The organism is Simplicispira sp., assembly GCF_028687295.1.
GTDB classification, from domain to species: Bacteria; Pseudomonadota; Gammaproteobacteria; order Burkholderiales; family Burkholderiaceae_C; genus Simplicispira; species Simplicispira metamorpha.
On record NZ_JAQUAL010000036.1, the window covers coordinates 1 to 24,099 of the forward strand.

The 24,099-nt window shown below is 66.1% G+C and carries 22 protein-coding genes; 12 read left to right on the top strand and 10 right to left on the bottom strand.

From position 1 onward, the window contains the following. The 6 genes from PHX69_RS06145 to PHX69_RS06170 form a co-directional block, all read left to right on the top strand. On the top strand, positions 1 to 614 hold a 614-nt coding region (locus PHX69_RS06145), incomplete at its 5' end, for a magnesium chelatase domain-containing protein (protein WP_288042838.1). An 87-nt stretch (positions 615 to 701) separates the two neighbouring features. Beyond that, entirely contained in the window at positions 702 to 1,106 is a 405-nt protein-coding gene (locus PHX69_RS06150) for a glycerate kinase (protein ID WP_119013731.1), read from the top strand. A 40-nt stretch (positions 1,107 to 1,146) separates the two neighbouring features. Next, positions 1,147 to 2,085, top strand: coding sequence for a branched-chain amino acid transaminase (locus PHX69_RS06155; protein ID WP_119013732.1), 939 nt, complete (start codon positions 1,147 to 1,149; stop codon positions 2,083 to 2,085). 2 nt (positions 2,086 to 2,087) lie between these two features. Then, positions 2,088 to 2,294, top strand: coding sequence for a zinc-finger domain-containing protein (locus tag PHX69_RS06160; protein WP_119013733.1), 207 nt, complete (start codon positions 2,088 to 2,090; stop codon positions 2,292 to 2,294). Continuing rightward, positions 2,294 to 3,097, top strand: a complete 804-nt coding sequence (locus PHX69_RS06165; protein ID WP_288042842.1) for a glycosyltransferase family 2 protein — start codon at positions 2,294 to 2,296, stop codon at positions 3,095 to 3,097. Before PHX69_RS06160 ends, PHX69_RS06165 begins: the two co-directional genes overlap by 1 nt. A gap of 35 nt (positions 3,098 to 3,132) precedes the next feature. Beyond that, positions 3,133 to 4,371, top strand: coding sequence for an O-antigen ligase family protein (locus tag PHX69_RS06170; protein WP_288042844.1), 1,239 nt, complete (start codon positions 3,133 to 3,135; stop codon positions 4,369 to 4,371). Between the two features lie 3 nt (positions 4,372 to 4,374). Here the strand turns inward: PHX69_RS06170 and PHX69_RS06175 are convergent, their stop codons facing one another. Beyond that, positions 4,375 to 5,376 carry an NAD(P)H-dependent flavin oxidoreductase gene (locus PHX69_RS06175; protein WP_288042846.1) on the bottom strand — a complete coding sequence of 334 codons (1,002 nt, stop codon included), beginning with the start codon at positions 5,374 to 5,376 and terminating at the stop codon, positions 4,375 to 4,377. A gap of 90 nt (positions 5,377 to 5,466) precedes the next feature. Here PHX69_RS06175 and PHX69_RS06180 point away from each other — a divergent pair, with 90 nt between their 5' ends. Next, complete coding sequence (locus tag PHX69_RS06180) at positions 5,467 to 6,327, top strand: LysR family transcriptional regulator (RefSeq protein ID WP_288042848.1); 861 nt, start codon at positions 5,467 to 5,469, stop codon at positions 6,325 to 6,327. A gap of 50 nt (positions 6,328 to 6,377) precedes the next feature. On the opposite strand, the gene PHX69_RS06185 is transcribed toward PHX69_RS06180, so the two are convergent. From PHX69_RS06185 to PHX69_RS06195, 3 genes are all read right to left on the bottom strand, one after another. Then, on the bottom strand, positions 6,378 to 7,631 hold the full coding sequence (locus PHX69_RS06185; protein WP_502958481.1) for an ATP-binding protein: 1,254 nt from the start codon (positions 7,629 to 7,631) through the stop codon (positions 6,378 to 6,380). A gap of 242 nt (positions 7,632 to 7,873) precedes the next feature. Continuing rightward, positions 7,874 to 8,590: a response regulator gene (locus tag PHX69_RS06190; RefSeq protein WP_288042851.1), complete on the bottom strand. Its 717-nt coding sequence runs from the start codon at positions 8,588 to 8,590 to the stop codon at positions 7,874 to 7,876. Between the two features lie 186 nt (positions 8,591 to 8,776). Continuing rightward, positions 8,777 to 10,183, bottom strand: a complete 1,407-nt coding sequence (locus PHX69_RS06195) for an AmpG family muropeptide MFS transporter (protein WP_502958482.1) — start codon at positions 10,181 to 10,183, stop codon at positions 8,777 to 8,779. Between the two features lie 22 nt (positions 10,184 to 10,205). On the opposite strand from PHX69_RS06195, the gene PHX69_RS06200 reads away from it, so the two are divergent. After that, the gene (locus PHX69_RS06200; protein ID WP_502958484.1) at positions 10,206 to 11,141 is read left to right on the top strand and encodes a M48 family metallopeptidase; all 936 of its coding nucleotides are present in this window, start codon (positions 10,206 to 10,208) and stop codon (positions 11,139 to 11,141) included. Positions 11,142 to 11,206: 65 nt separating this feature from the next. Here the strand turns inward: PHX69_RS06200 and PHX69_RS06205 are convergent, their stop codons facing one another. The 4 genes from PHX69_RS06205 to PHX69_RS06220 form a co-directional block, all read right to left on the bottom strand. After that, the gene (locus PHX69_RS06205; protein WP_288042857.1) at positions 11,207 to 12,577 is read right to left on the bottom strand and encodes an MATE family efflux transporter; all 1,371 of its coding nucleotides are present in this window, start codon (positions 12,575 to 12,577) and stop codon (positions 11,207 to 11,209) included. A gap of 153 nt (positions 12,578 to 12,730) precedes the next feature. Then, positions 12,731 to 13,369 (bottom strand): MBL fold metallo-hydrolase, encoded by a 639-nt coding sequence (locus PHX69_RS06210; protein WP_288042859.1) that lies wholly within the window; start codon positions 13,367 to 13,369, stop codon positions 12,731 to 12,733. A 241-nt stretch (positions 13,370 to 13,610) separates the two neighbouring features. After that, on the bottom strand, positions 13,611 to 14,672 hold the full coding sequence (locus PHX69_RS06215; protein WP_288042861.1) for an ATP-binding protein: 1,062 nt from the start codon (positions 14,670 to 14,672) through the stop codon (positions 13,611 to 13,613). Then, positions 14,669 to 15,403: a response regulator gene (locus PHX69_RS06220; protein WP_288042874.1), complete on the bottom strand. Its 735-nt coding sequence runs from the start codon at positions 15,401 to 15,403 to the stop codon at positions 14,669 to 14,671. The genes PHX69_RS06215 and PHX69_RS06220 overlap by 4 nt, the downstream gene beginning before the upstream one ends. Before the next feature lie 129 nt (positions 15,404 to 15,532). Here PHX69_RS06220 and PHX69_RS06225 point away from each other — a divergent pair, with 129 nt between their 5' ends. From PHX69_RS06225 to PHX69_RS06240, 4 genes are read left to right on the top strand one after another with little or no spacing between them, the layout of a single operon-like run. After that, positions 15,533 to 16,714 (top strand): efflux RND transporter periplasmic adaptor subunit, encoded by a 1,182-nt coding sequence (locus tag PHX69_RS06225; protein WP_288042863.1) that lies wholly within the window; start codon positions 15,533 to 15,535, stop codon positions 16,712 to 16,714. Positions 16,715 to 16,724: 10 nt separating this feature from the next. After that, on the top strand, positions 16,725 to 19,868 hold the full coding sequence (locus PHX69_RS06230) for a multidrug efflux RND transporter permease subunit (RefSeq protein ID WP_288042864.1): 3,144 nt from the start codon (positions 16,725 to 16,727) through the stop codon (positions 19,866 to 19,868). 5 nt (positions 19,869 to 19,873) lie between these two features. Then, entirely contained in the window at positions 19,874 to 21,307 is a 1,434-nt protein-coding gene (locus PHX69_RS06235; RefSeq protein WP_288042866.1) for an efflux transporter outer membrane subunit, read from the top strand. Beyond that, the gene (locus PHX69_RS06240; protein ID WP_288042868.1) at positions 21,282 to 22,541 is read left to right on the top strand and encodes an MFS transporter; all 1,260 of its coding nucleotides are present in this window, start codon (positions 21,282 to 21,284) and stop codon (positions 22,539 to 22,541) included. Before PHX69_RS06235 ends, PHX69_RS06240 begins: the two co-directional genes overlap by 26 nt. Before the next feature lie 63 nt (positions 22,542 to 22,604). On the opposite strand, the gene PHX69_RS06245 is transcribed toward PHX69_RS06240, so the two are convergent. Further along, the gene (locus PHX69_RS06245) at positions 22,605 to 23,363 is read right to left on the bottom strand and encodes a GntR family transcriptional regulator (RefSeq protein WP_288042870.1); all 759 of its coding nucleotides are present in this window, start codon (positions 23,361 to 23,363) and stop codon (positions 22,605 to 22,607) included. A gap of 17 nt (positions 23,364 to 23,380) precedes the next feature. Then, a partial coding sequence (locus tag PHX69_RS06250; RefSeq protein WP_288042872.1) for a sigma 54-interacting transcriptional regulator occupies positions 23,381 to 24,099 on the bottom strand: 719 nt, incomplete at its 5' end.

The following is a 24,099-nucleotide window of genomic DNA, read 5'->3' on the forward strand; positions in this document are numbered from 1 at the left end:
TCAAGAACCGCTTTGGCGCCGTCAACGAGATTGGCGTGTTTGCCATGACGGAAAAAGGCCTCAAGGGGGTGGCCAACCCCAGCGCCATTTTTCTGAGCCAGCACAGCGAGCCGGTGCCCGGCAGCTGTGTTCTGGTGACGCTGGAGGGCACGCGCCCGCTGCTGGTCGAGATCCAGGCGCTGGTCGATGGCGGTGGCCCCAGCCCCCGGCGCCTGTCGGTGGGCTTGGAGCGCGACCGCTTGGCCATGCTGCTGGCCGTACTCAACCGCCATGCGGGCGTTGCCTGCGCCGACCAGGATGTGTTTGTCAACGCCGTGGGCGGCGTGCGCATCAGTGAGCCTGCCGCTGACCTGGCGGTGATGCTGGCCATCACCTCCAGCCTGCGCGGCAAGCCCCTGCCCAAAGGTTTTTTGGCCTTTGGCGAGGTGGGACTGGCCGGGGAGGTGCGCCCGGCACCGCGCGGTCAGGAGCGGTTGAAAGAGGCCGCCAAACTGGGTTTCAGAGTGGCTGTGGTGCCCAAGGCCAATGCCCCCAAAAAACCGATTGAAGGCTTGACCATCCACGCCGTGGAGCGCGTGGAAGAGGCCATGCAGGTAGTGCGCGGCCTGGTCTGAGACGGAGGCCCCAGCGGGCGTAAGGCGGGCTGGCCGTCTACGTGCTTTCCACCACGGCCTGGCGCGCAGGCATAAGACAATCAAGGGATGAACTGGAGAAATTTATGGATGCCCCTTGTGGGCACGGTGGTGGTCATTGCCGCCCAGCAGATGTATGGCTGGATGGGCGTGGCCGTGGTGGCGGGCGGCCTGCTCATGTGGCTGCTGCTGCACTTCAATCGCACCATGGCTGTGCTGCGCAAAGCCGCAGACCGCCCCATCGGCCATGTGGGCAGCGCCGTGATGCTCAATGCCCGCCTGCGCACGGGGGTGACGTTGTTGCACGTGGTGGCCTTGACGCGTTCGCTGGGCGCCTTGCAGTCCGAGCAGGAGGCGCAGCCCGAGGTGTACCGCTGGACGGATGCGGGTGGCTCGCACGTCACCTGCGAGTTCCGCAATGGCCGCCTGGTCAGTTGGGTGCTTTGGCGCCCCGAAACCACTGCCACGCCGTAAAATCCCGGGTTCTGCGAATGCTGCTACCCAAAGGACACCCATGAGCCCCGTAGTTCCCTCGATGGCCGACCGTGACGGCAAAATCTGGATGGACGGCCAGATGGTCGATTGGCGCGATGCCAAGATCCATGTGTTGACCCATACCCTGCACTACGGCTGTGGTGCCTTTGAGGGCGTACGCGCCTACAACACGGTCAATGGCACGGCCGTTTTTCGTTTGCAAGAGCACACCGAACGCTTGTTCAACAGCGCCAAAATCCTGCGCATGAAAATCCCGTTCACCCAGGAAGCCGTGAACGAAGCGCAAAAAGCCGTGATCCGCGAGAACAATCTGGAAAGCGGCTACATCCGCCCCTTGGTCTGGATTGGTGACCAAAAGCTGGGCGTATCGCCCAAGGGCAACCAAATCCATGTGATGTGCGCCGCCTGGGCCTGGGGTGCCTACCTGGGCGAAGAAGGTATGAAGCGCGGCATTCGCGTCAAAACCAGCAGCTACACCCGCCACCACGTCAACATCACCATGACGCAGGCCAAGGCAGTGAGCAACTACAGCAACTCCATCCTGGCCAATATGGAAGCCACGGACGACGGCTACGACGAAGCGCTGTTGCTCGATGCCTCCGGTTTTGTCTCGGAAGGTGCGGGTGAGAACATCTTCATCATCAAAAACGGCGTGATTTACACGCCCGATTTGTCGGCAGGTGCGCTCAACGGTATTACGCGCAACACCATCTTTCACATTGCCAAAGACCTGGGCCTGGAAGTGGTGCAAAAGCGCATCACGCGCGACGAGGTGTACATCGCTGATGAGGCTTTCTTTACCGGCACTGCCGCTGAAGTCACGCCCATCCGTGAGCTTGACCGCATCGAAATCGGCAGCGGCAGCCGCGGCCCCATCACCGAAAAAATCCAGAGCGCGTTCTTTGACATCGTCAATGGCCGCAACCCGAAATACGCCCACTGGCTCACCAAGGTCTGACCATGTCCCAAGCCGTTGTTGAACTGTTGGCCAAAGACCTGAACGGCCAAGGCGGGGTGTTCTGCCCCAACCCCAAAGCGCAAATGCAGCTCTGGAGCAGCCACCCCAAGGTGTACTTGGACGTGGCGCACACCGGTGAAGCCAAGTGCCCGTATTGCGGCACGGTGTACCGCCTGAAGGCGGGGGAGCATGTCCACCACGGGCACTGATGCCGCAGCCAGCCTCTGCTGGCGTGCCATCGCCCACGCTCACGGTGGCGGTGTTGACGCACAACGAGGCGCGCCGCATTGAGGCGTGCCTGCGCAGCGCTGCCTTTGCCGACCGCCTGGTCGTGGTCGACAGTGGCAGCACCGATGACACCATAGAGCGTGCGCGCGCCATCGGCGCCGAAGTCTTTGTCCACGCCGACTGGCAAGGTTTTGCTGTGCAGCGCATGCGCCAGCTGGCCTACGCCAACACCGATTACGTTTTTTTTCTCGATGCCGACGAGGTGATGTCGAGCGCATTCCAGCAAGAGTTGCAGGCCATTGTGCGTTCGGGTTCGACGGCGGTGTGGCAAATCCGCTGGCGCATGGTGGCCTATGGCCGTGAGCTGCGCTATTTGCGCGCCCACACCAAAGTCGCGCGCCTGTTTCGCCGTGACCAGATTCTGGGCTGGACGGGCGTCGTGCATGAAGAAGCCGTGCTGGCTAACCCCGATACCCCCCGCCGTGTCATGCAGACGCCGCTGTTGCACCATGCCCGCGACAGTGTGCGCACCAGCCTTGAAAAAATGACCCAATACGCCCTGCTGGGCGCTGCCAAGCGCGCAGCACAGGGCCAGCGCGGTGGCGTGCTGCGCGGCTTGCTGGCCGGGGGGGTGATGTTCTTGCGCATGTATGTGCTGCGCCTGGGTTTTTTGTGCGGCGGTGCGGGCTTTTTGTACTGCCTGTTCATTGGTCTGGAAGCATTTTTCCGGTATGCGGTGTTGTTTTATGACCGCGATACGCTCACGGATCGGGCGGGCCGTTGAAAGCCCATCCGCTTTTCTGGCCTCAGCTCACCGCTGTGGCCGCCTTTATGGTGCCGGGGCTGGCGCTGTGGTTGCCGTCGGGCTACTCCTGGGGCGCGGTGCTGCTGCTGTTGTGCAGCCTGGCCACGGTGCCCACCTGGTGGCACCGCCCCGCAGGTGCGGCCCGTACAGGCGCTTGGGCACTGGTCGCTGCCATCACCCTGATGGGGCTGGTGTGGGCGCTGGACGTGGACGCTGGCTACGGCCTGCGCCACCTTGACCGCGCCAGCAAATACCTGCTGGCGGTACCTTGTCTGTTTTACTTGCTGGTGTATCCGCCCCCTGCGCGCGCGCTGTGGTGGGGGCTGGCGGTGGGCGCCACGGGCAGCGGGTTGCTGGCCTTGTACCAGGCCGATGTGCTGGGCGTGGGCCGCGTGGCTGGCTTTACCAATGCCATCCAATACGGCAACCTCAGCCTGGCGCTGGGTGTGATGTGTGGCCTGGTGTTGTGCGCTATGGGCGGGGTACTGCGCCGCTGGGCCGTGGCTGGATTGGCTCTGGGCCTGTTGCTGGGGCTGCTGGGCTCGTTGCTGTCCATGTCACGTGGCGGCTGGCTGGCGCTGGGCCTGAGTTTGCCGCTGTGGTTGGCGCTGCTGTGGCGCTGGGGACACCGGCGCACGCTGTGGCGCGCCGCTGCTTTGTGCGCGCTGGCCGCTGCGGCTGCGCTGGTGCTGCAAGGCCCCGAGCTGTCGCAGCGCTGGGGCACCGCGCGCGCCGAGGTGCTTGATTACGCCCGCCATGGTCAGGCCGGCTCATCCGTAGGCCAGCGCTTGGACCACTGGCGTCTGGCGTGGGCCATGGGTTGGGACAAGCCCTGGACGGGCTGGGGCCGCACCGGCTATGTCCTGGAAAAACAGCGCCGCGTGGCCGCAGGACAGGCCCATCCCTTCGTATTGCAGTTTGACCACGGCCACAACGAAGCGCTGGACTTGTTTGCCAAGCGCGGCCTGCCCGGTGTGCTCGCTTTGCTGGTGCTGTATGCCGTGCCGTGGGCCATTTTCTGGCCCACCCGGCGGCGCCTGGCGGCTGACTTGCATCGCCCTGAAGGCACCGCACTGGCGCTGCGCCTGGTGGGGCTGGCGCTGCCCGTGCTCTACCTGGGCTTTGGCCTGACGCAGGCTTTTCTGGCGCACAACAGCGGCAACATGTTCTATTTGTTCATGGTGATGCTGGTGTTTGCGGCGCTGTACGCGCCCTGCACCCATGCGCCAGACCGGGGCCGCCTGCGTACCTGAGCCTCAACGCGGCGCCAGCCGTGCCCGGGCCTGCGCATCCATGCGGGCGATCAGCTCGGCGGCGCCGGGCAGATCGTGGATCAGGCCCACGGCCTCGCCTGCGGTGGCGTGGGCGGCGCTGAAATCACCCGCTGCCACGCCCGCATCGTAGGCAGCGCGGGCCTCCTCGGGGGCAGCGCGCAGGGCGTCGATGTGGCCCTCCCACTGTCGGTGCAGCGGGTTGCGGATGGCCCGGAAGTCGTAGGGTGCGGGCCAGTTCTTGCGCCGCAGGATGTCAAAAATGGCCGTGCGTGCCGTGCCATCGCCATCGGTTTGCACGGCCAGCGCCTTGGCGCCTGCCGGTGCCAGGCTCTCTTGCGTGGCCCACAGGCGCGATCCGACCAGTGCGCCATCGGCACCCAGCACCAGCGCCGCCGCCAGCGTGCGGCCATCGGCAATGCCGCCAGCGGCCAGCAGCAGGGTGTCGGGGCTGTGCGCGGCCAGCCAGTCGGCCAGCTCGGGCACGAAGGTGAGCGTGGCGCGGCCATGGAGCGCATCCATGCCGTGGCCACCTGCTTCGGCGCCTTGCGCCACGATGGCGCTGGCCCCGGCCTCTATCGCCTGCGGCACCTGCGCCATGCACTGCACCTGGCAGATCAGCGCCGCGCCGCTGGCGGCAATGCGTGCGCCGTAGGGGCGCGGGTCGCCAAACGAGAGCATCACCGCGCGCGGGCGCTGCGCGGCGGGCAAGTTCAGCACCCAGTCGAGGGCCGAGGCGTCCTCGTCGAGCTTCCAGGTGATGAAGCCACAGCCGATGCGGCCGGTGTCGGCGGCTTGCAGCGCCAGCTGGTATTCGCGCTGCGTCCAGGCCAGGTCGCCATAGCCACCGCCCACCAGCCCCAGGGCACCGGCGCGGGCACAGGCTGCCGCCAGCGCGCCACCGGAGGCCAGGGCCATGGGGGCCAGTGCCACCGGGGTGGTCAGGCCAAAACGGGCAGAAAAACGGGAGTGTTGAAGGTGTGTCATGGAGGCCATTGTCTTGGTGCCCTGCGGGCATGTCCAACGCATAAGATGGATGGTTTCCATCGCTGTAGCCGATGGATTGGGAGGGTTTTGGTGGATTTTGTCGATTTGCAAACCTTTCGTGCGGTGGTCGATCACGGCGGTGTCACGGCGGCGGCCAGGCACCTGCACCGCGTGCAGTCGAGTGTGTCGGCGCGGCTGGCGGCGCTGGAGCAGCGGCTGGGCAGCGCGTTGTTCGAGCGCACAGGCAAGCACCTGCGCCTGACACCCGAGGGGCGCCATCTGTACGAGCGCAGCGCCGCGCTGGTGCGCGATATGGATCGCCTGCGCGCGGAGTTGGCGCCGGGTGCCGGGGCCGGATTGCTGCGCCTGGGCGCCATGGAGAGCACCGCTGCCGCGCGCCTGCCCCTGCCGCTGGTGCAACTGCGCCAGAGCTGCCCGCGCCTGCAACTGGTGTTGCGCACGGGCACCAGCGCGGCCTTGCTGGACGGGCTGGCGCGCGGCGATTTCGATGCAGTGCTGGTGGCGGGCCCGCAGCACCCTCCGTCCACGCTGCACTGGCAGGCTGTTTTTGAAGAAGAGTTGGTGCAGGTGGCGCCCCTGCATGCCGGGGGCCAGCACGCCCTGGTCACGTTCAGTGCCGGTTGCGCCTACCGTGCCGTGGCCCAGGCCTGGGGCGCGGCGCAGGCGCAAAGGTGGGGCGCGGTGGTGGAGATTGGTTCTTACCACGCGCTGCTGGCTTCCGTGGCCGCTGGCATGGGCGTCGGGTTGCTGCCGCGCTCGGTGCTGGCGCTGTGCGATACCAGCGCTGTGGTGGTTCACGACTTGCCCCCGGTCTATGCGCGCCAGACCACCTGGCTGGTCAGCCACAGCGATGGCTGCTCTCCAGCGCTGGCAGCGCTGCGCGCTTGTCTGGGCCTGATTCCGCCAGAGGGTGTGGCAGAAAAGCTATAAAAATAATAGCTGCTTGCGCTTATTGCATAAGCCTTGGGGGCTGTTTTGGCTTATATGGAAGTGGATGCTGGCGGCAATGGCGCTGCCCCCGCCTGCAACGGCAGCCGCAGCACAAAACAGGCGCCGCCGCCTTCGCGGTCTTCGCAGTGCACGCTGCCGCCGTGGCGCTGGGCGATGGAGCGCACCAGCGCCAGACCCAGGCCCACGCCACCGGCGCGCTCGCTGGCGCCGGGCAGGCGGTAAAACGGCTCAAAAATGCGCTCGCGCAGGGCCTCGGGCACGCCGGGGCCGTGGTCGTACACGCGCACTTCGGCCAGGGCGCCGCTGCGGCGCAGGGCCACGGTGATGTCGCCCTGGCTGTAGCGGCGGGCGTTTTCCAGCAGGTTGCGCAGCGCCCGGCGCAAGAGCTTGGCCACACCCGCCACCTCCAGCGCGTCGGCGCTGGCGTCCAGGTCGGCATCGACGCGCGCGCATTCTTCGGCGGCCAGGCCCACCAAGTCCACCAGTTCGATCGTGCCCACATCGGCCTCGCGCGCATCCAGGCGGCTGGCCAGCAAAATCTCGTCCACCAGCTGGTCGAGTTCGGCAATGTTGCGCAAAATTTCGGCGCGGAAGTTGGCCGAGGGCTGCTCGCCGCCCATGAGTTCCAGCCCCATGCGGATGCGCGTCAGCGGCGAGCGCAGCTCGTGCGAGGCGTTGGCCAGCAGCGATTTGTGCGACTGCACCAGCGCCTCGATGCGCGCCGCTGCCGCGTTGAACTGGCGCGACAGGTCGGCCACTTCATCGTGGCCTTGCACGGGCACGCGCGCGGCCAGGTCGCCTTCGCCAAAGCGCTGCACGCTGCGTTGCAGCACCTCCAGGCGCGAGAACAGGCGCCGGATGATGGGGAACACGCCCACCGCCACGGCCAGCCCGACCAGGCCCAGCATCCAGACAAAACCAAAGGGCGGGCGTGTCCAGAAGGCGGCATCGGCGCGGTGTCCCGGGCCGCCGCCGGGGCGCTCGCTGCGCGGCGGGCGCGGGGCCATTTGCAAGCGGTAGGTCTGGCCGTCGGGGGCCTCGATGCGCAGCTCCAGCCCCTCGCCGGGTGGGCCGGGCACGCGCGTGGCCAGCCCGGCCACCAGGGGCTGGCCCTGGGCGTCGCGCAGCACGATCTCGCGCGGCGGTGGTGTGGCCGCCTGCTGGGCGTTTTGTTCGGCGGCAATGCGCCAGGCCCAGCCCACCACCAGCGTCAGCACGGCTACGCCGCCCACCACCGCCAGCCAGATGCGCAGGTACAGGCGGCGCGAGAAAAGATCAAACATCGCCACGCCCTGCGCCCTGAAAATTGGGCAGGTGCAGCTGGCGCAGCCCCCGCCAGGGCCGCCGTGCAAGGGCCGCCCCGCCGCAGGGGCGGCGTCCCCCTTCCCGCAGCGCGCAGCGATGCGAGAGAAGGGGCTGAGGGCCACGGCTCCGAGCCTGCCTGCGCAGGCTTGGACGGCCCCGAAGAGCCGCCGCCTCTGGTGGCAGTACGGAGGCGCGCAGCGCCACAGGGGGTTGTGTCACGTCAATCCTGCTGCTTGGCAAACACGTAGCCCACGCCGCGCACGGTGAGGATGCGGCGCGGGTTTTTGGCGTCCTGCTCGATGGCGGCGCGGATGCGGCCCATGTGGACGTCGATGGAACGGTCAAAGGCCTCCAGCTCGCGCCCGCGCACCGCCTCCATGATCTGGTCGCGCGTGAGCACGCGGCCCGCGCGCTCGGCCATGGCCACCAGCAGGTCGAATTGGTAAGAGGTCAGTTCAGCGGGCTGGCCCGCCACGGTGACGGTGCGCGCGTCGCGGTCGATCTCCAGCGTGCCAAAGCGCATCAGCTGGGCGGCCGGGGCGGGGCCGCTGCTGCGCCGGCGCAGGATGGCTCGGATGCGCGCCAGCAGCTCGCGCGGCTCAAAGGGTTTGGGCAGGTAGTCGTCGGCGCCGAGTTCCAGGCCGATGATGCGGTCCATGGGGTCGCCCTTGGCCGTGAGCATCAGCACCGGCACGCGCGCAGCCGGGCCGGGCAGGGCGCGGATGCGGCGGCACACGTCCAGCCCGTCCATGTCGGGCAGCATCAAATCCAGGATGACCAGATCGGGCAGCGGCGCGCCGCCCTGGCTCTGCAACTGCGCCAGGCCGCTGCCCCCATCGCCGCAGTGCGCCACCTGCATGCCCGACTGGCCCAGGTATTCGCCCACCATCTGCGCCAGGCGGGTGTCGTCTTCAATCATCAGCAGTTGTGCGGTCATGGCAGGCCCAAATGGTCAAGAGAAGGGGGCAAGATCACCCAGCGAAGGTGCTGTGCCGACCCGATGGTGGCACCTGCGCATCTCGCAGCGTTGAAGTGGCCGTAAAGCTGGGGTAAATCAGCGGCGCTGGCACAGTGACTGTGCCGCTGGTTTACTCCAAAAATCATAGCTGTTAGCGCACACCCATCAAGGCTTAGGGGCTGATTTCATTCTGGAAACCAGCGCCACCAGCACCAGCACTGGCAGGCCCAGCAAGGCGGTGCTGATAAAAAACTCGGGGTAGCCGTAGGCATCGACAAAGCGCCCGGAGAAACCCGCCAGCCATTTGGGCAGCAGCAGCATCATGGAGCTGAACAGCGCGTACTGCGTGGCCGAGTACTGCACATTGGTCAGCCCCGACAGATAGGCGATGAACGCCGCTGAGGCGATGCCCCCGGCCAGGTTGTCGGCAGAGATGACAAAGATCAGCCCCGTCACATCGTGGCCGCGCGTGCCCAGCCAGGCAAACAGCAGGTTGCTGGCCGCGCTGAGCACGGCGCCCAGCATCAGCACGCGCATCACGCCCAGGCGCATGGCCAGCGCCCCGCCCACAAAGGCGCCCACCAGCGTCATGACCACGCCATACACCTTGGTGACGGCGGCCACTTCGTCCTTGGTGTAGCCCATGTCCACATAAAACGGGTTGGCCATGATGCCCATCACCACATCGCTGATGCGGTACACCGCAATCAGCGCCAGGATGAGCACGGCCTGCCAGCGGTAGCGCGTCAAAAAGTCGGCAAACGGATCAATCAGCGCGCCGCGCAGCCACTCCATCAGGTTGCGCGACGGCGCCAGCGGGCGCTGCACGGGCTCTTTGGACAGCAGCACGGTGAGCGTGCCCACCAGCATGGAGGCGGCCATGATCAGGTAGGCCGTTTGCCAGGCGCCGTGCTGGTAGCCGCTGGCGCCGCTCACTTCGGCCCGCGCCGCCACCCACAGCACGCCCGCACCGGCCCAGATCATGGCCAGGCGGTAGCCCGTCTGGTAGGTGGCGGCCAGGGCGGCCTGGTGGTCGGTGTCGGCCGATTCGATGCGAAACGCATCCAGCGCGATGTCTTGCGTGGCCGAGCCAAACGCCACGGCCAGCGCACACCACACCACCGGCGCCAGCGCCACCCGGGGGTCGTTGAAAGCCATGCCCGCCAGCCCCGCCATGATGGCCAGCTGCGACAGCAGCAGCCAGCTGCGCCGCCGCCCCAGCCAGCGCGTGAGCAGGGGCAGCGGCATGCGATCGACCAGCGGCGACCAGACCCACTTGAAGGCGTAGGCCAGCCCCACCCAGCTCAGGTAGCCGATAGTGGTGCGGTCAATGCCCGCCTCGCGCAGCCAGAACGACAGCGTGCCCAGCACCAGCAGCAGCGGCAACCCGGCGGCAAAGCCCAGCGTCAGCATGCGCAGGCTGGCGGGCTCCAGGTACACGCGCAGCGTCTGGCGCCAGGGCGGGCGTGGGCGGGGGGCGGCGGTGGATGTGGTGGAGGTCGGCAGGGGGCTGGTGGCCGTGGCAGCGGCGGCAGAGGCTGCGCTGGCGGAATGGTCTGGCATGGAAGGCATCCTTTTTGCCTATTATTGGCCCATGTGCCTGTTTTGCCCCCGCCCCTTGATCGCCACTGGTGCAGCCGCTGCCGCTGCCGCCGACGCCACCACCGGCCTGGTGCGCGGCGCTGGCGCCTCTGCCGTGGCCGCCGATGTGGCCGCGCACGGCCCCTGGTCGGCGCGCCGCGCTTTTGTGCTCAGTGCCGGTGCGCTGGCCGCTGCGCCCGCGCTGGCGCAGGTGGATGTGGGCGCGGCCTCGGCCATGCGCCGTCTGGTGCCTGCCGAGACGCTGGAGGGCGCCGCCACCCAGCAATACAGCCAGATGCTGGAGCAGGCCCGCGCACAAAAGGCCCTGGCCCCTGCCAGCCACCCGCAGTTGCAGCGCCTGCGCGCCATCGCCCAGCGCCTGGTGCCGTTTGCTGCGCCCTGGAACCCCCGCGTGCGCGACTGGCGCTGGGAGGTCAACCTGATTGGCAGCCCGCAGATCAACGCCTTTTGCATGCCCGGCGGCAAGATCGTGTTCTACACCGGCATCCTCGACAAACTGCGCCTGACCGATGACGAAGCCGCCATGGTCATGGGCCACGAAATGGCCCACGCCCTGCGCGAGCACGCCCGCGAGCGCATCGCCAAAACCCAGGCCACCAACCTGGGCCTGCGCCTGGGCGCACAGCTGCTGGGGCTGGGCGACCTGGGCCACCTGGCGGCCAACCTGGGCGGACAACTTTTGACGCTGCAATTCAGCCGCAGCGACGAGAGCGATGCCGATCTGGTGGGCCTGGAGCTGGCCGCGCGCGCCGGGTACCACCCCGCCGCCGCCGTGAGCCTGTGGCGCAAGATGGGCGAGGCCAGCGGCGGCAAAAGCGGGCTGGCGTTTTTATCGACCCACCCCAGCGGCCCCCAGCGCATCCGCGAGCTGGAGCAGAACGTGCCCAAGGTGCAGGGCTTGTATGACGCGGCGCAGCGCAGGGGCTAAAGCGCTGCCAGCACGCATCTGAGATGCTCCTAAAAGTAGAGCTGCTCGCGCTTGCTGGGCGCTCGTTAAAGCCTGTTTTGGTTCAAATTTTCAGCCACGCCATCCGCCCGTGCCAGGCAGCGCCGCAGCATGGCGACAAAGGCCAGCGCTGTGACGGCCAGCGCCGCTGCGCTGGTGATCCAGAACACGGCGGGCGTGGGCTGGGCGGGCCAGGGGCCCCAGCCGTGGTAGGCCAGCACATAGCCGCCGCCCAGGCCCGCGCCCCACAGCAGCAGGCTGTACACCACCAGCGGCGCGATCGTGATGCGGTAGCAGCGCAGCACAAAAATGCAAAAGCACTGCACTGCATCCACCACGTGGTACAGCGCCACCCACGCCACCAGCGGCGCGCCCACCGCCACCACCGCCGCATGGCCGGAGTAGAGCGTGACCACCGCGTCTTTTGCTATGAATAAAAGAGCTGCCAGCGCAATCGCCATCAGCCCTACCGCCTTGAAACCTGTCAAAGCGGCCAGGCGGGCGCGGGCCTCGTCACCGGCGCCGCGCCAGAAGCTCACGCGTGCGCTGGTGGCAATGGCCAGCGACAGCGGCACCATGTAGAGCACGGCGGCCAGGTTGGCGGCGATCTGGTGCGCGCCTGCTGCCGTGGTGCCCTGGCGGGCAATGAACAGCGCCATCAGCGTGAACGAGGTCACTTCCACCAGAATCGCCAGCCCGGCGGGTACGCCCAGGCGGGCAAAGTGGCGCAGCTGGCGGCCATCGGGGCGCTCCAGCCGCTGCCACAGGCGCAGTGGCCGGTACAGCGCCTGGGTGCGCGCCAGCCACAGCGCCGTGGCCAGCATGGCCGCCTGCACCAGCAGCGTGGCCCAGGCGCAGCCCTCCACGCCCAGTGCGGGCAGACCTGCGCCGCCAAAGGTCAGCCAGATCGACAAAGGCACCTTCAGCACCAGGCCCAGCACCTGGATGTGCGTGACCAGCCGGGGCTGGCCCAGCGCCTGGTTGAGCGTGCTGAACAGCCGAAACAGCAGCGCCAGCGGCAGCGCCGTGGCCAGCACGGCCAGGTAGCGCTCCACGGGCGCGTGCAGCGCGGGCGGCACACCGGCGGCGCCCAGCAGCGGCCCCGGCGACAGCAATACCGCCGCCCCGGCCACCGAGGCCAGCGCGCACAGGTACAGCCCCTGGCGCAGCGACTGGCCGATGGCCTCGGGCCGGTGGGCGCCGCGCTGCTCTGACCACACCGGCAGCAGCGCTTGCAGCACGCCGGTCAGGGCCACGTACACGCTGACAAAAATTGCCGACGCCACCGACAGCGCCGCCAGCGACGCCTCGGCATGGCGCCCGGCCACGATGGTGTCGGTGATACCAAAAGCCATCACGGCCAGTTGGCCGGTCAGCACGGTGCCCGCGTGGCGGGCAATGAGGGAGAGGTCAGACATCGCACAAAGGGGGGAGGGGCGGGCGCACGCTACGCCGCAGGGGCCGCACGCCCGCAGGGCGCTCTTAAATCAGTAGCTGATGGCGCACCGTGGGAGCGCCTTGGACGCCGATTTGACCATTATTTGTGGGCGCGTGCTTCCCGCTGCCCCGAGTCAGGTGCCGCCCACGTAGGGGTTGCTCTGGCGCTCGCGGCCAAAGGTGCTCTCGGGGCCGTGGCCGGGGATGAACACGGTCTGGTCGCCCATGGGCCACAGGCGCTGGGTGATGCTGTCGATGAGCTGCTGGTGGTTGCCCTGGGGGAAATCGGTGCGCCCAATGCTGCCGGCAAACAGCACGTCGCCGACAAAGGCACGGTCGATTTGTGGGGCGTGGAACACCACATGGCCCGGCGTGTGGCCGGGGCAGTGGCGCACGTTCAAAGTCTCGTGGCCAATCTGCACGGTGTCACCGTCGTGCAGCCAGCGCGTGGGGGCAAAGGGCTGCGCGGGCGCAAAGCCAAATTGCACGCTTTGCTGGGGCAGGCCGTCGATCCAGAACTGGTCGCCCGGGTGCGGGCCGATGATGGGCAGGGAGAGGCGCTGGGCCAGCTCACCGGTGCCGCCCGCGTGGTCGATGTGGCCGTGGGTGAGCCAGATTTGTGTCAGCGTCAAGCCCAGGCGCTGGACTTCGGCCAGCAGCAGGTCGAGGTCGCCACCGGGGTCAATGACGGCGGCCTGGTGCGTGGCGTCGCACCAGACGATGGAGCAGTTTTGCTGGAAGGGCGTGACGGGGACGGTGTGGTAGTGGAGCATGGGGGTGGTTGTTGCTAATAGAGAGTGGTTATCTGTGAATGCTGAACTTGATTTCCTCTTCGAGTGAAAACAACGACGCGGCTATGAGCGGAAAAGTCTTCGAAGCCCCTGATGGAGCGTGTCCGAAAAACTGGACCACGACAGCGGCCAGCTCACGGACTGCATGCATGAAGGACGGCTGTATCAAGCCTCGGTTGCCTTTGGCGGGAAATATCTCGAAGCAGCTTCCGTATTTTCAGTGTCATACCCTTGGCCAGCTGATCTCGAATCGAGAGCCTCCGCGGTTCGTGGACCGGCAGTTTGCCTGTCCGCCGTGCGCCTGCGCAATCGCAGCCACCACGGCGAGTCCAAGTCCGCTTCCCTTGTGATCGTCCTGCGTATGTGCGGCGGGATTGCGCCGAAAGGCGGTAAAGACCTGGGACGCGAACTCAGGCGCAATGCCGGGGCCTTCATCTTCCATGCTGAAGCAGACATTGGCGCCATCCAGTCGGCTCTGGATGAGCACGGTGCCAGCCACGGCATGTCTGCGGACGTTTTCGATCAGCGCGAGTAGGGCCTGGCGGATGCGCATGGGGTCGCAAGGCACCACGCCCGCCTGGAGGTCCAGCACGACCCGCTGCCTTGCCGAGCGGAGCGCCGCATCGCAGAATGCGACCACGTCCTGGATTTCTTCGTCCAGGTTGGCTTTGCGCACGTGCAGATCGAGGTGACCACTTTCGGCCAAGCCCACGACGCGCAGGTCTTCAATCAGGCGAGCCAGCCCGTCCACCTGTGTCAACAGCGTCTGGAACAGCGCTTCCTTCGGTTCGAATACACCCTCGGCCAATCCCTGAAGACGCCCACGCAGGATGGTGACGGGTGTCCGCAGCTCGTGGGCTATCGCCGCATTCCAGAGCGTCTGCTCCTGCGTCATACGTTGCAGTTTTTCCGCGAGCAGGTTGAAGTCATCGGCCAGAGAGGCCGCTTCACCCAGGGACGGATCACCCGCGTCCGCCCGCGCCGCGAGATCCCCCTGCGCGACCCGGCGAATGCTGTCGGCCACGGAGTTCAGTGGCACCAGGATGCGCTTGGAGAGATTGATGCCGACCACGACCGCCAGCGCCAAACCGGCCAAGGTGGTGCCAATCATCCATAGCCACTCGGGAGCCGTCGGAACCATGTTTTCCGCATCGAAGTTTTCAGGCCAGTAAGTCTTCCAGAGGAAGAAGAAGGCGTAGGAAGTCAGCAGCATGAACAGGCTCACGCTGAACGCGATCGCCATCATCGACCGAGCGATCTCCCTACTTAGTCCCTCTAGCTTCATTCGGCGCTTCCCAGTTTGTAGCCCACGCCGCGGATGCCCGTTGGGATGCCTTCGACGCCCAGCTCTTCGAGCTTCCTGCGCAGCTTGCTGATGTGGCTGTCCACTGTCCGCTCCAAGGCATCGCCTTCCGGCAGGCAGTTGACCAGCAGTTCAGCTCTGCTGAAAACGCGCCGGGGGGCTTTCGCCAGCTGGGCCAGCAGCTTGAATTCCGTGAGCGTCAGAACCAACCGATGGCGCTGGCCGGCGACCTTCACGAAGACCTCATGGTGCTCCAGGTCGATCTCCAGCGGCTCGGCTCGAAGCACGCGTGGTTCTGCACTGCTGCGGGAGCGGGACCGGCGCAGCACCGCCTGCACGCGTGCCACCACCTCTGCGGCGTTAAAGGGTTTAACCACATAGTCGTCCGCGCCGATGCGCAGGCCGGTGAGCTTGTCGATATCCTGGTCCATCGCTGTCAGCATGATGACTGGCGTGTCACCTCGGTGCCGGATCTCTGCCAGCACCTGCCAGCCGTCGGCCTGCGGCATCTGTACGTCCAGCAGCACCAGGTCGGGTTTTAACTGTAGATGGAGTTCCAGCGCCCGGCGTCCATCTGCGATATGTACGGTGCGAAGGCCGCTGCGGCGCAGATAGGCCTCCAGGATGGCCGCGATCTCCGGCTCGTCTTCAGCGATGAGAACAAGGGCTTGGATACCGGGGTTGTCCCCGGCCGCAACGGGCGTGGTCGGCATGCGGGAATGGTACGCCAGCGGCGTCTCCATCGAATCTCCACACAGGCTTGTCCGAGTCGCGACACGGTCTTCGAACAATCGCCTGAATTGCCGCTGGCGGAGGTCCGTCGGCTTCCCGGAGATACCCATATGAAGATTGATTTCCTGCTCCGCCTGAGTAGCTTTTCCCCCCTGGTATTCCTTCTGCTCGCTGGCTGCGGCGCCGCAGAGCCAGATACGGCTCAACCACCGCCCGTGGTTTCCGTTATGACGGTGAGCGCGACCAGGCTTGAGCTCATGGAGGAGCTGCCGGGGCGTGTGGCGGCTGTGCGTGTGGCCGAGATCCGGCCTCAGGCCGGTGGCATCGTGCAACGCCGCCTGTTTGAGCAGGGCACCGAAGTCCGTGCTGGACAGGGCCTGTTTCAGATCAACCCCGCCCCTTTCAAGGCCGAGATGGACACCGCTGCGGCGAGCTTGCAGCGTGCCGAAGCCGCGCTGGCCCGAGCGCGGACCCAGGCAGCGCGGCTCCAGCCCCTGGTCGCGGCTGACGCTGTAAGCGGACAGGTTTATGACGATGCCGTGTCCCAGCGCGAGCAGGCCGTGGCAGATGTGGCCCAGGCGCGCGCGGCCCTGGCGCGCAAGCAGCTCGACTTGAAGTTCGCGCTGGTGGAAGCACCGATCTCCGGCCGCATCGACCAGACACTGGTCACCGAGGGGGCCTTGGTCAGCAGTAGCGACACCAATCCGATGGCACGCATCCAGCAGATCGACCAAGTGTACGTGGACGTGCGCCGTCCAGCGGCCTCGCTGGAAGCCCTGCAGCAGGCACTTGCGGGAACCAGGGGCAACTCTGGCAACGGGCTACCAGTGACGGTATTGCGCAGCAACGGTGAACCCTATCCGGTAAAGGGGCACATCTTGTTCTCTGGCGTCAATGTCGATGCCGGAACCGGCGACGTGCTGCTGCGCGTGCTGGTGGACAACCCCCAGCGCCAGCTGCTGCCGGGTATGTTCGTGCGGGCACGGGTGCCGCACGCCGCCTACGCCGAAGCGCTTATGGTTCCGCAGCAGGCTGTGGTGCGCGTCGCGGGAAAGCCGCAGGTGTGGACCCTTGATGCCCTGGGGAAGGTGCATCGCAAACCAGTCGAGCTGGGTGAACTGGCCGACCGTAGCTATCACGTGCGATCTGGTCTCAGTGTTGGCCAGAAGGTCGTTGTCGAAGGCATGGAGCGCTTGGCTGATGGTGCAGCCGTAACAGCCCAGGACTGGAAGCAGGCAGAAGTGACTGCTGTCCTGCATGGGACGCAAGCCGCTGCTGCTTCCGCGCGCTGAAGGATTGGTCATGCCTCAGTTCTTCATCAAGCGCCCGGTCTTTGCCTGGGTGATTGCTCTTTTCATCATCCTTTTTGGTGCGATCGCCATTCCGATGTTGCCAATCGCGCGCTATCCCTCGGTCGCTCCGCCCATGGTCAGCATCACGGCTGCATATCCCGGCGCGTCACCGCAGACCATGAACGATGGGGTGATCAGCCTTATCGAGCGCGAGCTGTCCAGCGTCAAGAGCCTGCTGTACTTCGAGTCGTCAGCTGACAACTCGGGCTATGCTTCGATTGTTGCCACCTTCAAGCCGGGCACCGACCCTGCCATGGCGCAGGTCGACGTTCAGAACAAGCTCAAGGCGATCGAACCACGACTTCCGCAGACGGTGCGCCAGAACGGATTGACAGTCGAGTCAGCTGCATCAGGCTTCCTGATGATCATCGGCCTGACCTCGGACGACGGTCGCTTCGATGAGACCGAGCTCAGCGACTATCTCGTGCGCAACATGGTCGAAGAGCTCCGTCGCATCGAGGGCGTGGGCAAGGTACAGCTGTTCGGTGCCGAGCAGGCCATGCGCATCTGGGTGGACCCCGCCAAGCTGATCTCATACGGCCTGTCTATGAACGACCTGTCAGCTGCGGTCAGCCAGCAGAACGCGCAAATCGCGCCGGGTGCTATCGGTGCTTCGCCATCGCTGCCCGGGCAGCGTGTCACCGTTCCGCTGACGGTGCAGGGCCAACTGAGCACGCCCGAACAGTTCGCAGCCATCGTGCTGCGCGCCAATGCCAATGGCTCCAAGGTGACGATGGGTGACGTGGCCAAGGTCGAGCTGGGTGCGCAGTCCTATGGCTTCATCAACCGTGAGAACGGGAAGGTCGCCACTGCGGCGGCTGTGCAGCTTTCCCCGGGTGCTAACGCCGTGCGCACTTCGCAGGGCGTGCGGGACAGGCTGAAAGAGTTGAGCCGCGCCATGCCTGCGGGCATGAACTACTCGGTGCCGTTCGACACAGCGCCCTTCGTGAAGATTTCCATCGAGAAGGTGATCCACACCTTGATCGAAGCCATGGTGCTGGTGTTCCTGGTGATGTTCCTGTTCCTACAGAACATCCGGTACACGCTGATACCGGCCATCGTGGCGCCGATCGCCTTGCTAGGCACCTTCGCCGTGATGCTGGTATTCGGCTTTTCCATCAACGTGCTCACTATGTTCGGCATGGTGCTGGCTATCGGCATCATCGTTGACGATGCTATCGTGGTGGTGGAGAACGTCGAGCGGATCATGGCCAGGGAAGGGCTCGGGCCGCGTGAGGCCGCCATGAAGGCCATGAAGGAGATCACGAGCGCAGTGATCGGTATCACTCTGGTGCTGACTGCGGTGTTCATCCCCATGGCTTTTGCCAGTGGCTCGGTGGGCGTGATCTACAAGCAGTTCACGCTATCGATGGCAGTGGCGATCCTGTTCTCCGCCTTTTTGGCATTGACGCTCACGCCAGCGCTGTGCGCGACGCTGCTCAAGCCGGTGGACTCTGGCCACCACGAGAAACGAGGATTTTTCGGCTGGTTCAACCGCCGGTTTGACGCCATGAACATGCGCTACGAGTCGCGTATCGGGCAGTTGGTAGCACGCTCCGGTCGCGTCATGCTGGTGTTCGCTGCGTTGACTGCGGTCCTGGTGCTCGCCTTCCGGCAACTGCCATCGGCCTTCCTGCCCGAAGAAGACCAGGGATACTTCATGTCGGTGGTCCAACTGCCGGCCGATGCCACCATGGAGCGTACGCTGGACGTGGTCAAGAAGTTCGAGGAACACACTGCGAGCCGCCCTTCCATCCAGTCCAACATGTCCGTTGTCGGGTTTGGCTTCTCCGGCTCGGGAGCCAACGCGGCCATGGCATTTACCATGCTCAACGACTGGGACAAGCGTGACGGGGCGACGGCCAAAGGCGAGGTGGCGCTGGCCCAACAGGCGATGGCTGGCACCACCGAGGGCACGTTCATGAGCCTCATGCCGCCAGCGATCGACGAACTGGGCAACAGCTCCGGCTTCGCGCTGCGGCTACAGGATCGGGCTAACCAAGGCTATGCGGCGCTGAAGGCAGCAGAAGCAAAGCTGCTGGAGCTGGCCGCCCAGAGCAAAGTCGTTACCGGCGTCTATCCCGACGGCTTACCTGCGGGGACCAGCATCCGTCTGGACATTGACCGTCAGAGGGCCGAGTCGCTGGGGGTCTCCTTCTCCAACATCAGCGAAACCCTGTCCGCCGCGATGGGCTCAGCCTACGTGAACGACTTCCCCAACGCCGGGCGCATGCAGCAGGTCATCATCCAGGCCGATGCACCCGCCCGTATGCAGATCGACGACGTGCTGCGGCTTTACGTGCGCAACAGCAGCGGTGGCATGGTGGCGCTGAAAGAGGTCGTTACCCCGGTGTGGACCGACACACCGCTGCAACTGGTGCGTTACTTGGGTTTCCCTGCCACGCGCATCTCGGGCAGTGCTGCACCAGGCACCTCCAGCGGAGCGGCCATGGCGGAGATGGAGCGGCTGGCCCGCCAGCTGCCGCCCGGCTTCGCCCTCGAATGGACCGGTCAGTCGCTACAGGAGCGGCAGTCTGCCGCCCAGGCCCCGATGCTGATGGCACTGTCCATGCTGGTGGTGTTTCTGGTGCTTGCTGCACTCTACGAGAGCTGGGCCATCCCGCTGTCGGTGATGCTGGTGGTGCCGCTCGGCCTGCTCGGCGCCGTGGGTGCCGTCATGTTGCGCGGCTTGCCCAACGACGTGTTCTTCAAGGTCGGGATGATCACCGTGATCGGCCTGTCGGCCAAGAATGCCATCCTTATCGTGGAATTCGCCAAGCAGCTGCGCGAGCAGGGTAAGGGACTGGTCGAGTCGGCAGTGGAAGCCGCACGTCTTCGGCTACGTCCGATCCTGATGACGTCGCTTGCCTTCGGGCTCGGCGTGGTGCCGTTGATGGTTGCTTCCGGTGCGAGTGCCGAGACCCAGCACGCGATTGGCACCGGCGTGTTCGGCGGAATGGTCGCCGCCACCGTGCTGGCCATTTTCTTCGTTCCCGTGTTCTTCGTGTTCGTGATGGGCCTGCAGGAGCGGATTGACCGCTGGCGGGCGTTCTACCGACCGCAGGCCCTGGATGCACAGGGGCAGGAGGGTTGACGACCATGCGATTTCTCGTTTTTCCTCTTCCTGCTTTTTTTGCTCTGGCACTGTCCGCCTGCTCGCTGACACCGGAGCTGGCCAAACCTGCGGCACCGATCCCGACGGCGTATCCGCAGCAGACCGCATCTGCCCCCGCAGAGCACGGCGCCGACCTTGGTTGGCGAAGCATGTTCGGCGACCTGCGGCTGCAGCGTCTGATCGCGCTGGCGGTCGAGAACAACCGTGACCTGCACATTGCCGCATTGAACGTTGAGGCCGTGCAAGCCCAGTACGGCATCCAGCGTGCGGCGCGGCTGCCTGGCATCGATGCGACTGGCAGTGCGACGCGCCAGTGGACTGCCGTCAACAATGGGTCGAATCCGGCAGTTTCTGTAGCCGTGCAGAACCAGTTTGGCGCCAGCGTGGGCTTGAGCGCTTTCGAGATCGACCTCTTTGGCCGCGTGCGGTCGCTGTCCGATGCTGCCTTTGCCCGCTACCTGGCCAGCGACCAGGGACGGCGTGCCGCGCAAATCGCGCTGGTAGGCGCAGTGGCCGATGCTTACTTCGCCGAGCGTCTGGCCCAGGAGCAGTTGCAGTTGTCCGAGCACACGCTGTCCGACTGGAACCAGTCGCTGGACTTGGCACAGCGGTTGAAGGCTGCCCGGCAGAGCAGTGCACTGGATGTCGCGCATGCCGAAGGGCAAGTGGCGATGGCTGAAGCCGATGCGGAGGCTCGCAGGCGCGCGTTGGCACAGGCAGGCAACGCGCTGCGGCTTTTGATCGGCGTGGAGATTCCGGGCGATCTGCCGCCACCGTTGTCATTGCAAGCCCAGTCTGTAGTAACCCAACTGCCTGCTGGGCTGCCTTCAGACCTGCTGTATCGGCGGCCCGATATCCAGCAGGCTGAGCATTCCCTGGTGGCAGCGAACGCGGATATCGGTGCCGCGAGGGCGGCATTTTTTCCGCAGCTATCTTTGACGGCCTCGCTCGGCTATGCCAGCCCTGCCATGAGCGGACTGTTCGATGGCGGTCAGCGTGTGTGGAGCTTCGCACCGCAGCTCACCGTTCCGCTGTTCTCGGGTGGTCGGCTGCGGTCGGAGCTGCGGCTTGCCGAAGTGCGCAAGTTGAGCGCCGTGGCCGAGTATGAGCGGGCCATCCAGACCGCCTTTCGGGAAGTGGCTGATGGCCTGGCTGGACGTGAGACCTACGCCAGGCAGATCGAGGCGCAGACCCGTGCGGTGGCGAGCGCTGAGCGTCGTGCCGAACTGTCCAGCCTGCGCTATCGCGCTGGAACCGAGGGTCGGCTGGAATTGCTCGATGCGCAGCGCCAGCTGTACGCGGCCCGACAGACTCAGCTGGATCTGCGGCGCAGTGAGTTTGGTAGCGCGGTGGCGCTTTACAAGGCGTTGGGCGGAGGCCTGAGGGACACAGATGTCGGTGCAGATCGCACGCCCTGAGGCAGGCCCAGGTGTCGGATCGAGGTGGCGGCTGCGCTTTTGGACGGTTTTCAGCGGGCAGGCACTTTCGCTGGTGGGCTCTGCGCTGACCCAATTCGTGCTGCTCTGGTGGATCACCGATACCACCGGTAGCCTCTCGGCCCTGGCGACGGCTGGGACGGCAGCTTTGCTGCCGCAGGCATTGCTGTCACCTATTGGCGGCATCCTGGCTGATCGCTACAGCCGTCGGCTCCTGATGATCGCGGCCGATGCTGTCAGCGCGATGTGCATGCTGGTGCTCATCGGACTGTTCCTGACCGACAGCGTCGGGCTGTGGCACGCCTACGCCATGATGGCGGTGCGCAGCGCCATGCAGGCGTTCCAGTCGCCAGCTGCGGCTGCCAGTGTCGTCATGCTGGTGCCTGGCAGCTTTCTGGTGCGCGCATCTGGTCTGAACCAATCCTTGCAGAGCCTGACTGTAGTGGCTGCGGCGCCGCTCGGCGCGCTTGCAATCGGCGTGATGCCGATGGGCTGGGCGCTGGCGATCGACGTAGTCACGGCGCTGCTGGGGATCGTTCCGCTGCTGTTCTTCCGTATCCCGCAGGCGTTTGACGTGAAGGGGGAGAAGAAAGGGCTGTGGTCGGATTTTCGGGAGGGCTTCGATGTGGTGTGGCACACACCAGGCTTGCGGCAGCTCTATCTATTGCTGGGCATGGTGGTGCTGTCTGTCATGCCGACGTTCACGCTGCTGCCCCTTCTGGTGAAGGAGCACTTTGGAGGCGGCGCTTCGCAGGTAGCACTGATGGAAAGTCTGGCGGGTGCCGGGATGCTGACGGGTGGACTGCTGGTGGCATTGATGGCGCCACGCAGACCCGTGCGTTGGATTCTGCTGGGCTTTGCCGCATCTTGCACGGCGCTGGCACTGACGGCCCTGGTACCCCAGAACCTGTTCGGCATCGCGGTGGTTTGGTGGGTAATCAGCGGCATCACCTTCGTACTGGGGGACGCGCCGCTGATTGCCTTGCTCCAGACAACCGTTCCAAACCACTTGCAGGGTCGTGTCCTGTCGCTGATGTCGACCATCATGGTTTTGGCTGCACCAGTGGGCCTCGCACTCACGGCATCTCTGGGTGAATGGGTCGGCGTGCGTGGGATCTTCATTGCTGCAGGTGTTGCAGGCACGGTGGCGAGTCTCGCTGGCTTGCTTTCAGCATCGCTGCGGTCGTTGGATCAGCGGCCGCAGCATCGCGAATGAGATCCAGGCTGATGGACTGAGAGTGGCTAACAAAACCCTGTCATCGTCAAACGCCTGATCGGCTCAGGCACCAGCGCTCGCGTCGTCGCTGCCGCCGGGCAGCACCAGCCGGCCACTGCGCAGGGCCTGCGCCAGCAGGTCGGGGGTAGCGCGGATGTGCGCCTCCAGCGCCAGGGCGGCGCGCGCTTCGTGGCCTGCCAGGGCCAGCTCGCAGATTTCGGTGTGCTCGGCATGGACGTCGCGCACCGAGCCGGGCAGGCCCATGGCGTAGCGCCGGTAGCGCTCGCCGTGGCGCGAGAGCAGGCGCAGCACTTTCTGCGTCCAGGGCGACGCCTGGCCCGCCAGCAGGGTTTCGTGAAAGCGCACGTTCAGGGTTTCCCACTGCCGCCGGTGTGCGGGCTCTATGGGCTGCTCCAGGGCAGAAATGGCCTCATAGCTGCTGCGCACGGCCGCGCGCCAGGCGGCCCCGCCGTGGCGTATGGATTGGCGCAGGGCTTCGATTTCTACCTGCACGCGCAGCCGGGTCAGGTCTTCCAGTTCTTCCAGGGCGATGGGCGCCACCCGAAAGCCGCGTTGCCCTTCGCTGGTGACCAGGGCATCGCTGGCCAGCCGGGTGATGGCCTCGCGCAGCGTGCCTGCGCCCACGCTGTACTGGCCGCGCAGGTGCTCGATGCGCAGCTTGCTGCCCGGCTCTAGCCGGCCTTCGATGATGTCGTTGCGCAGCGCCGCGTAGGTTTGCTCGATCAGGGTGCGCGAGGGGGCGGCGGCGCCGTCGTGCAGCCCGGCGCTGGCGGTGGCCGGTAAAAAAGTGCGTTTGGCCATGGTGGTGCAGGGTGGGGTCAGGGCTGGGCGCGCTCGTTCAGGCGCGACAGCCGGTAGCTCAGTTGGGGCCGCGTCAGGCCCAGGGCGCGCGCGGCTGCCGAGAGGTTGCCTCCGGCGCGGGCCACGGCCTCGCGGATCAGCGTGTCTTCCAGCGCCTCCAGCGACAGGCCGCTGTGCAGCAGCGTGTCGTACAGCGAGGCGGCCTGGTGGGCGGGCGCGGCCACGGTGCGCTCGAGCGCGCCGCGCGCGTTGACGGTGGCGCCCGCCTGCATGGTGATGTGCGGAAACAGCAGGTCGGCGTCCACGCTCTCGTCCGAGGGCGTGAGGATGACACCGCGCTCGATCAGGTTCTCCAGCTCGCGCACGTTGCCCGGCCAGGCGTGGGCACGCATGGCCAGCAGGGCGCGGTCGGTAAACCCGGCCAATCGCTTGCCGTGGCGCACGGCGTACTTTTGCAGCAGGTGCATGGCCAGCAGCTCGATGTCGTTGGCGCGCTCGCGCAGGGGCGGGATGCGAATGGGGTAGATGTTCAGGCGGTAGAGCAGGTCGCGCCGAAAGCGCCCTTCCTGCACGGCCTGCTCCAGATCGACGTTGGTGGCGGCCACCACACGCACGTCCACGCGCCGGGCCTCGTGGCCGCCCAGGCGCTCGATCTCGCCGGTTTGCAGCACGCGCAGCAGCTTGGCCTGCGCGGGCAGGGGCAGCTCGCCCAGTTCGTCGAGCATCAGCGTGCCGC

Bases quoted from the DNA above. Each gene is read 5' to 3' on its own strand.
- PHX69_RS06150 (WP_119013731.1), top strand. From the start codon at position 702: ATGAACTGGAGAAATTTATGGATGCCCCTTGTGGGCACGGTGGTGGTC.
- PHX69_RS06155 (WP_119013732.1), top strand. From the start codon at position 1,147: ATGAGCCCCGTAGTTCCCTCGATGGCCGACCGTGACGGCAAAATCTGG.
- PHX69_RS06160 (WP_119013733.1), top strand. From the start codon at position 2,088: ATGTCCCAAGCCGTTGTTGAACTGTTGGCCAAAGACCTGAACGGCCAA.
- PHX69_RS06165 (WP_288042842.1), top strand. From the start codon at position 2,294: ATGCCGCAGCCAGCCTCTGCTGGCGTGCCATCGCCCACGCTCACGGTG.
- PHX69_RS06175 (WP_288042846.1), bottom strand. From the start codon at position 5,376: ATGACACACCTTCAACACTCCCGTTTTTCTGCCCGTTTTGGCCTGACC.
- PHX69_RS06185 (WP_502958481.1), bottom strand. From the start codon at position 7,631: ATGTTTGATCTTTTCTCGCGCCGCCTGTACCTGCGCATCTGGCTGGCG.
- PHX69_RS06190 (WP_288042851.1), bottom strand. From the start codon at position 8,590: ATGACCGCACAACTGCTGATGATTGAAGACGACACCCGCCTGGCGCAG.
- PHX69_RS06195 (WP_502958482.1), bottom strand. From the start codon at position 10,183: ATGCCTTCCATGCCAGACCATTCCGCCAGCGCAGCCTCTGCCGCCGCT.
- PHX69_RS06200 (WP_502958484.1), top strand. From the start codon at position 10,206: ATGTGCCTGTTTTGCCCCCGCCCCTTGATCGCCACTGGTGCAGCCGCT.
- PHX69_RS06205 (WP_288042857.1), bottom strand. From the start codon at position 12,577: ATGTCTGACCTCTCCCTCATTGCCCGCCACGCGGGCACCGTGCTGACC.
- PHX69_RS06210 (WP_288042859.1), bottom strand. From the start codon at position 13,369: ATGCTCCACTACCACACCGTCCCCGTCACGCCCTTCCAGCAAAACTGC.
- PHX69_RS06215 (WP_288042861.1), bottom strand. From the start codon at position 14,672: ATGAAGCTAGAGGGACTAAGTAGGGAGATCGCTCGGTCGATGATGGCG.
- PHX69_RS06220 (WP_288042874.1), bottom strand. From the start codon at position 15,403: ATGCCGACCACGCCCGTTGCGGCCGGGGACAACCCCGGTATCCAAGCC.
- PHX69_RS06225 (WP_288042863.1), top strand. From the start codon at position 15,533: ATGAAGATTGATTTCCTGCTCCGCCTGAGTAGCTTTTCCCCCCTGGTA.
- PHX69_RS06230 (WP_288042864.1), top strand. From the start codon at position 16,725: ATGCCTCAGTTCTTCATCAAGCGCCCGGTCTTTGCCTGGGTGATTGCT.
- PHX69_RS06235 (WP_288042866.1), top strand. From the start codon at position 19,874: ATGCGATTTCTCGTTTTTCCTCTTCCTGCTTTTTTTGCTCTGGCACTG.
- PHX69_RS06240 (WP_288042868.1), top strand. From the start codon at position 21,282: ATGTCGGTGCAGATCGCACGCCCTGAGGCAGGCCCAGGTGTCGGATCG.
- PHX69_RS06245 (WP_288042870.1), bottom strand. From the start codon at position 23,363: ATGGCCAAACGCACTTTTTTACCGGCCACCGCCAGCGCCGGGCTGCAC.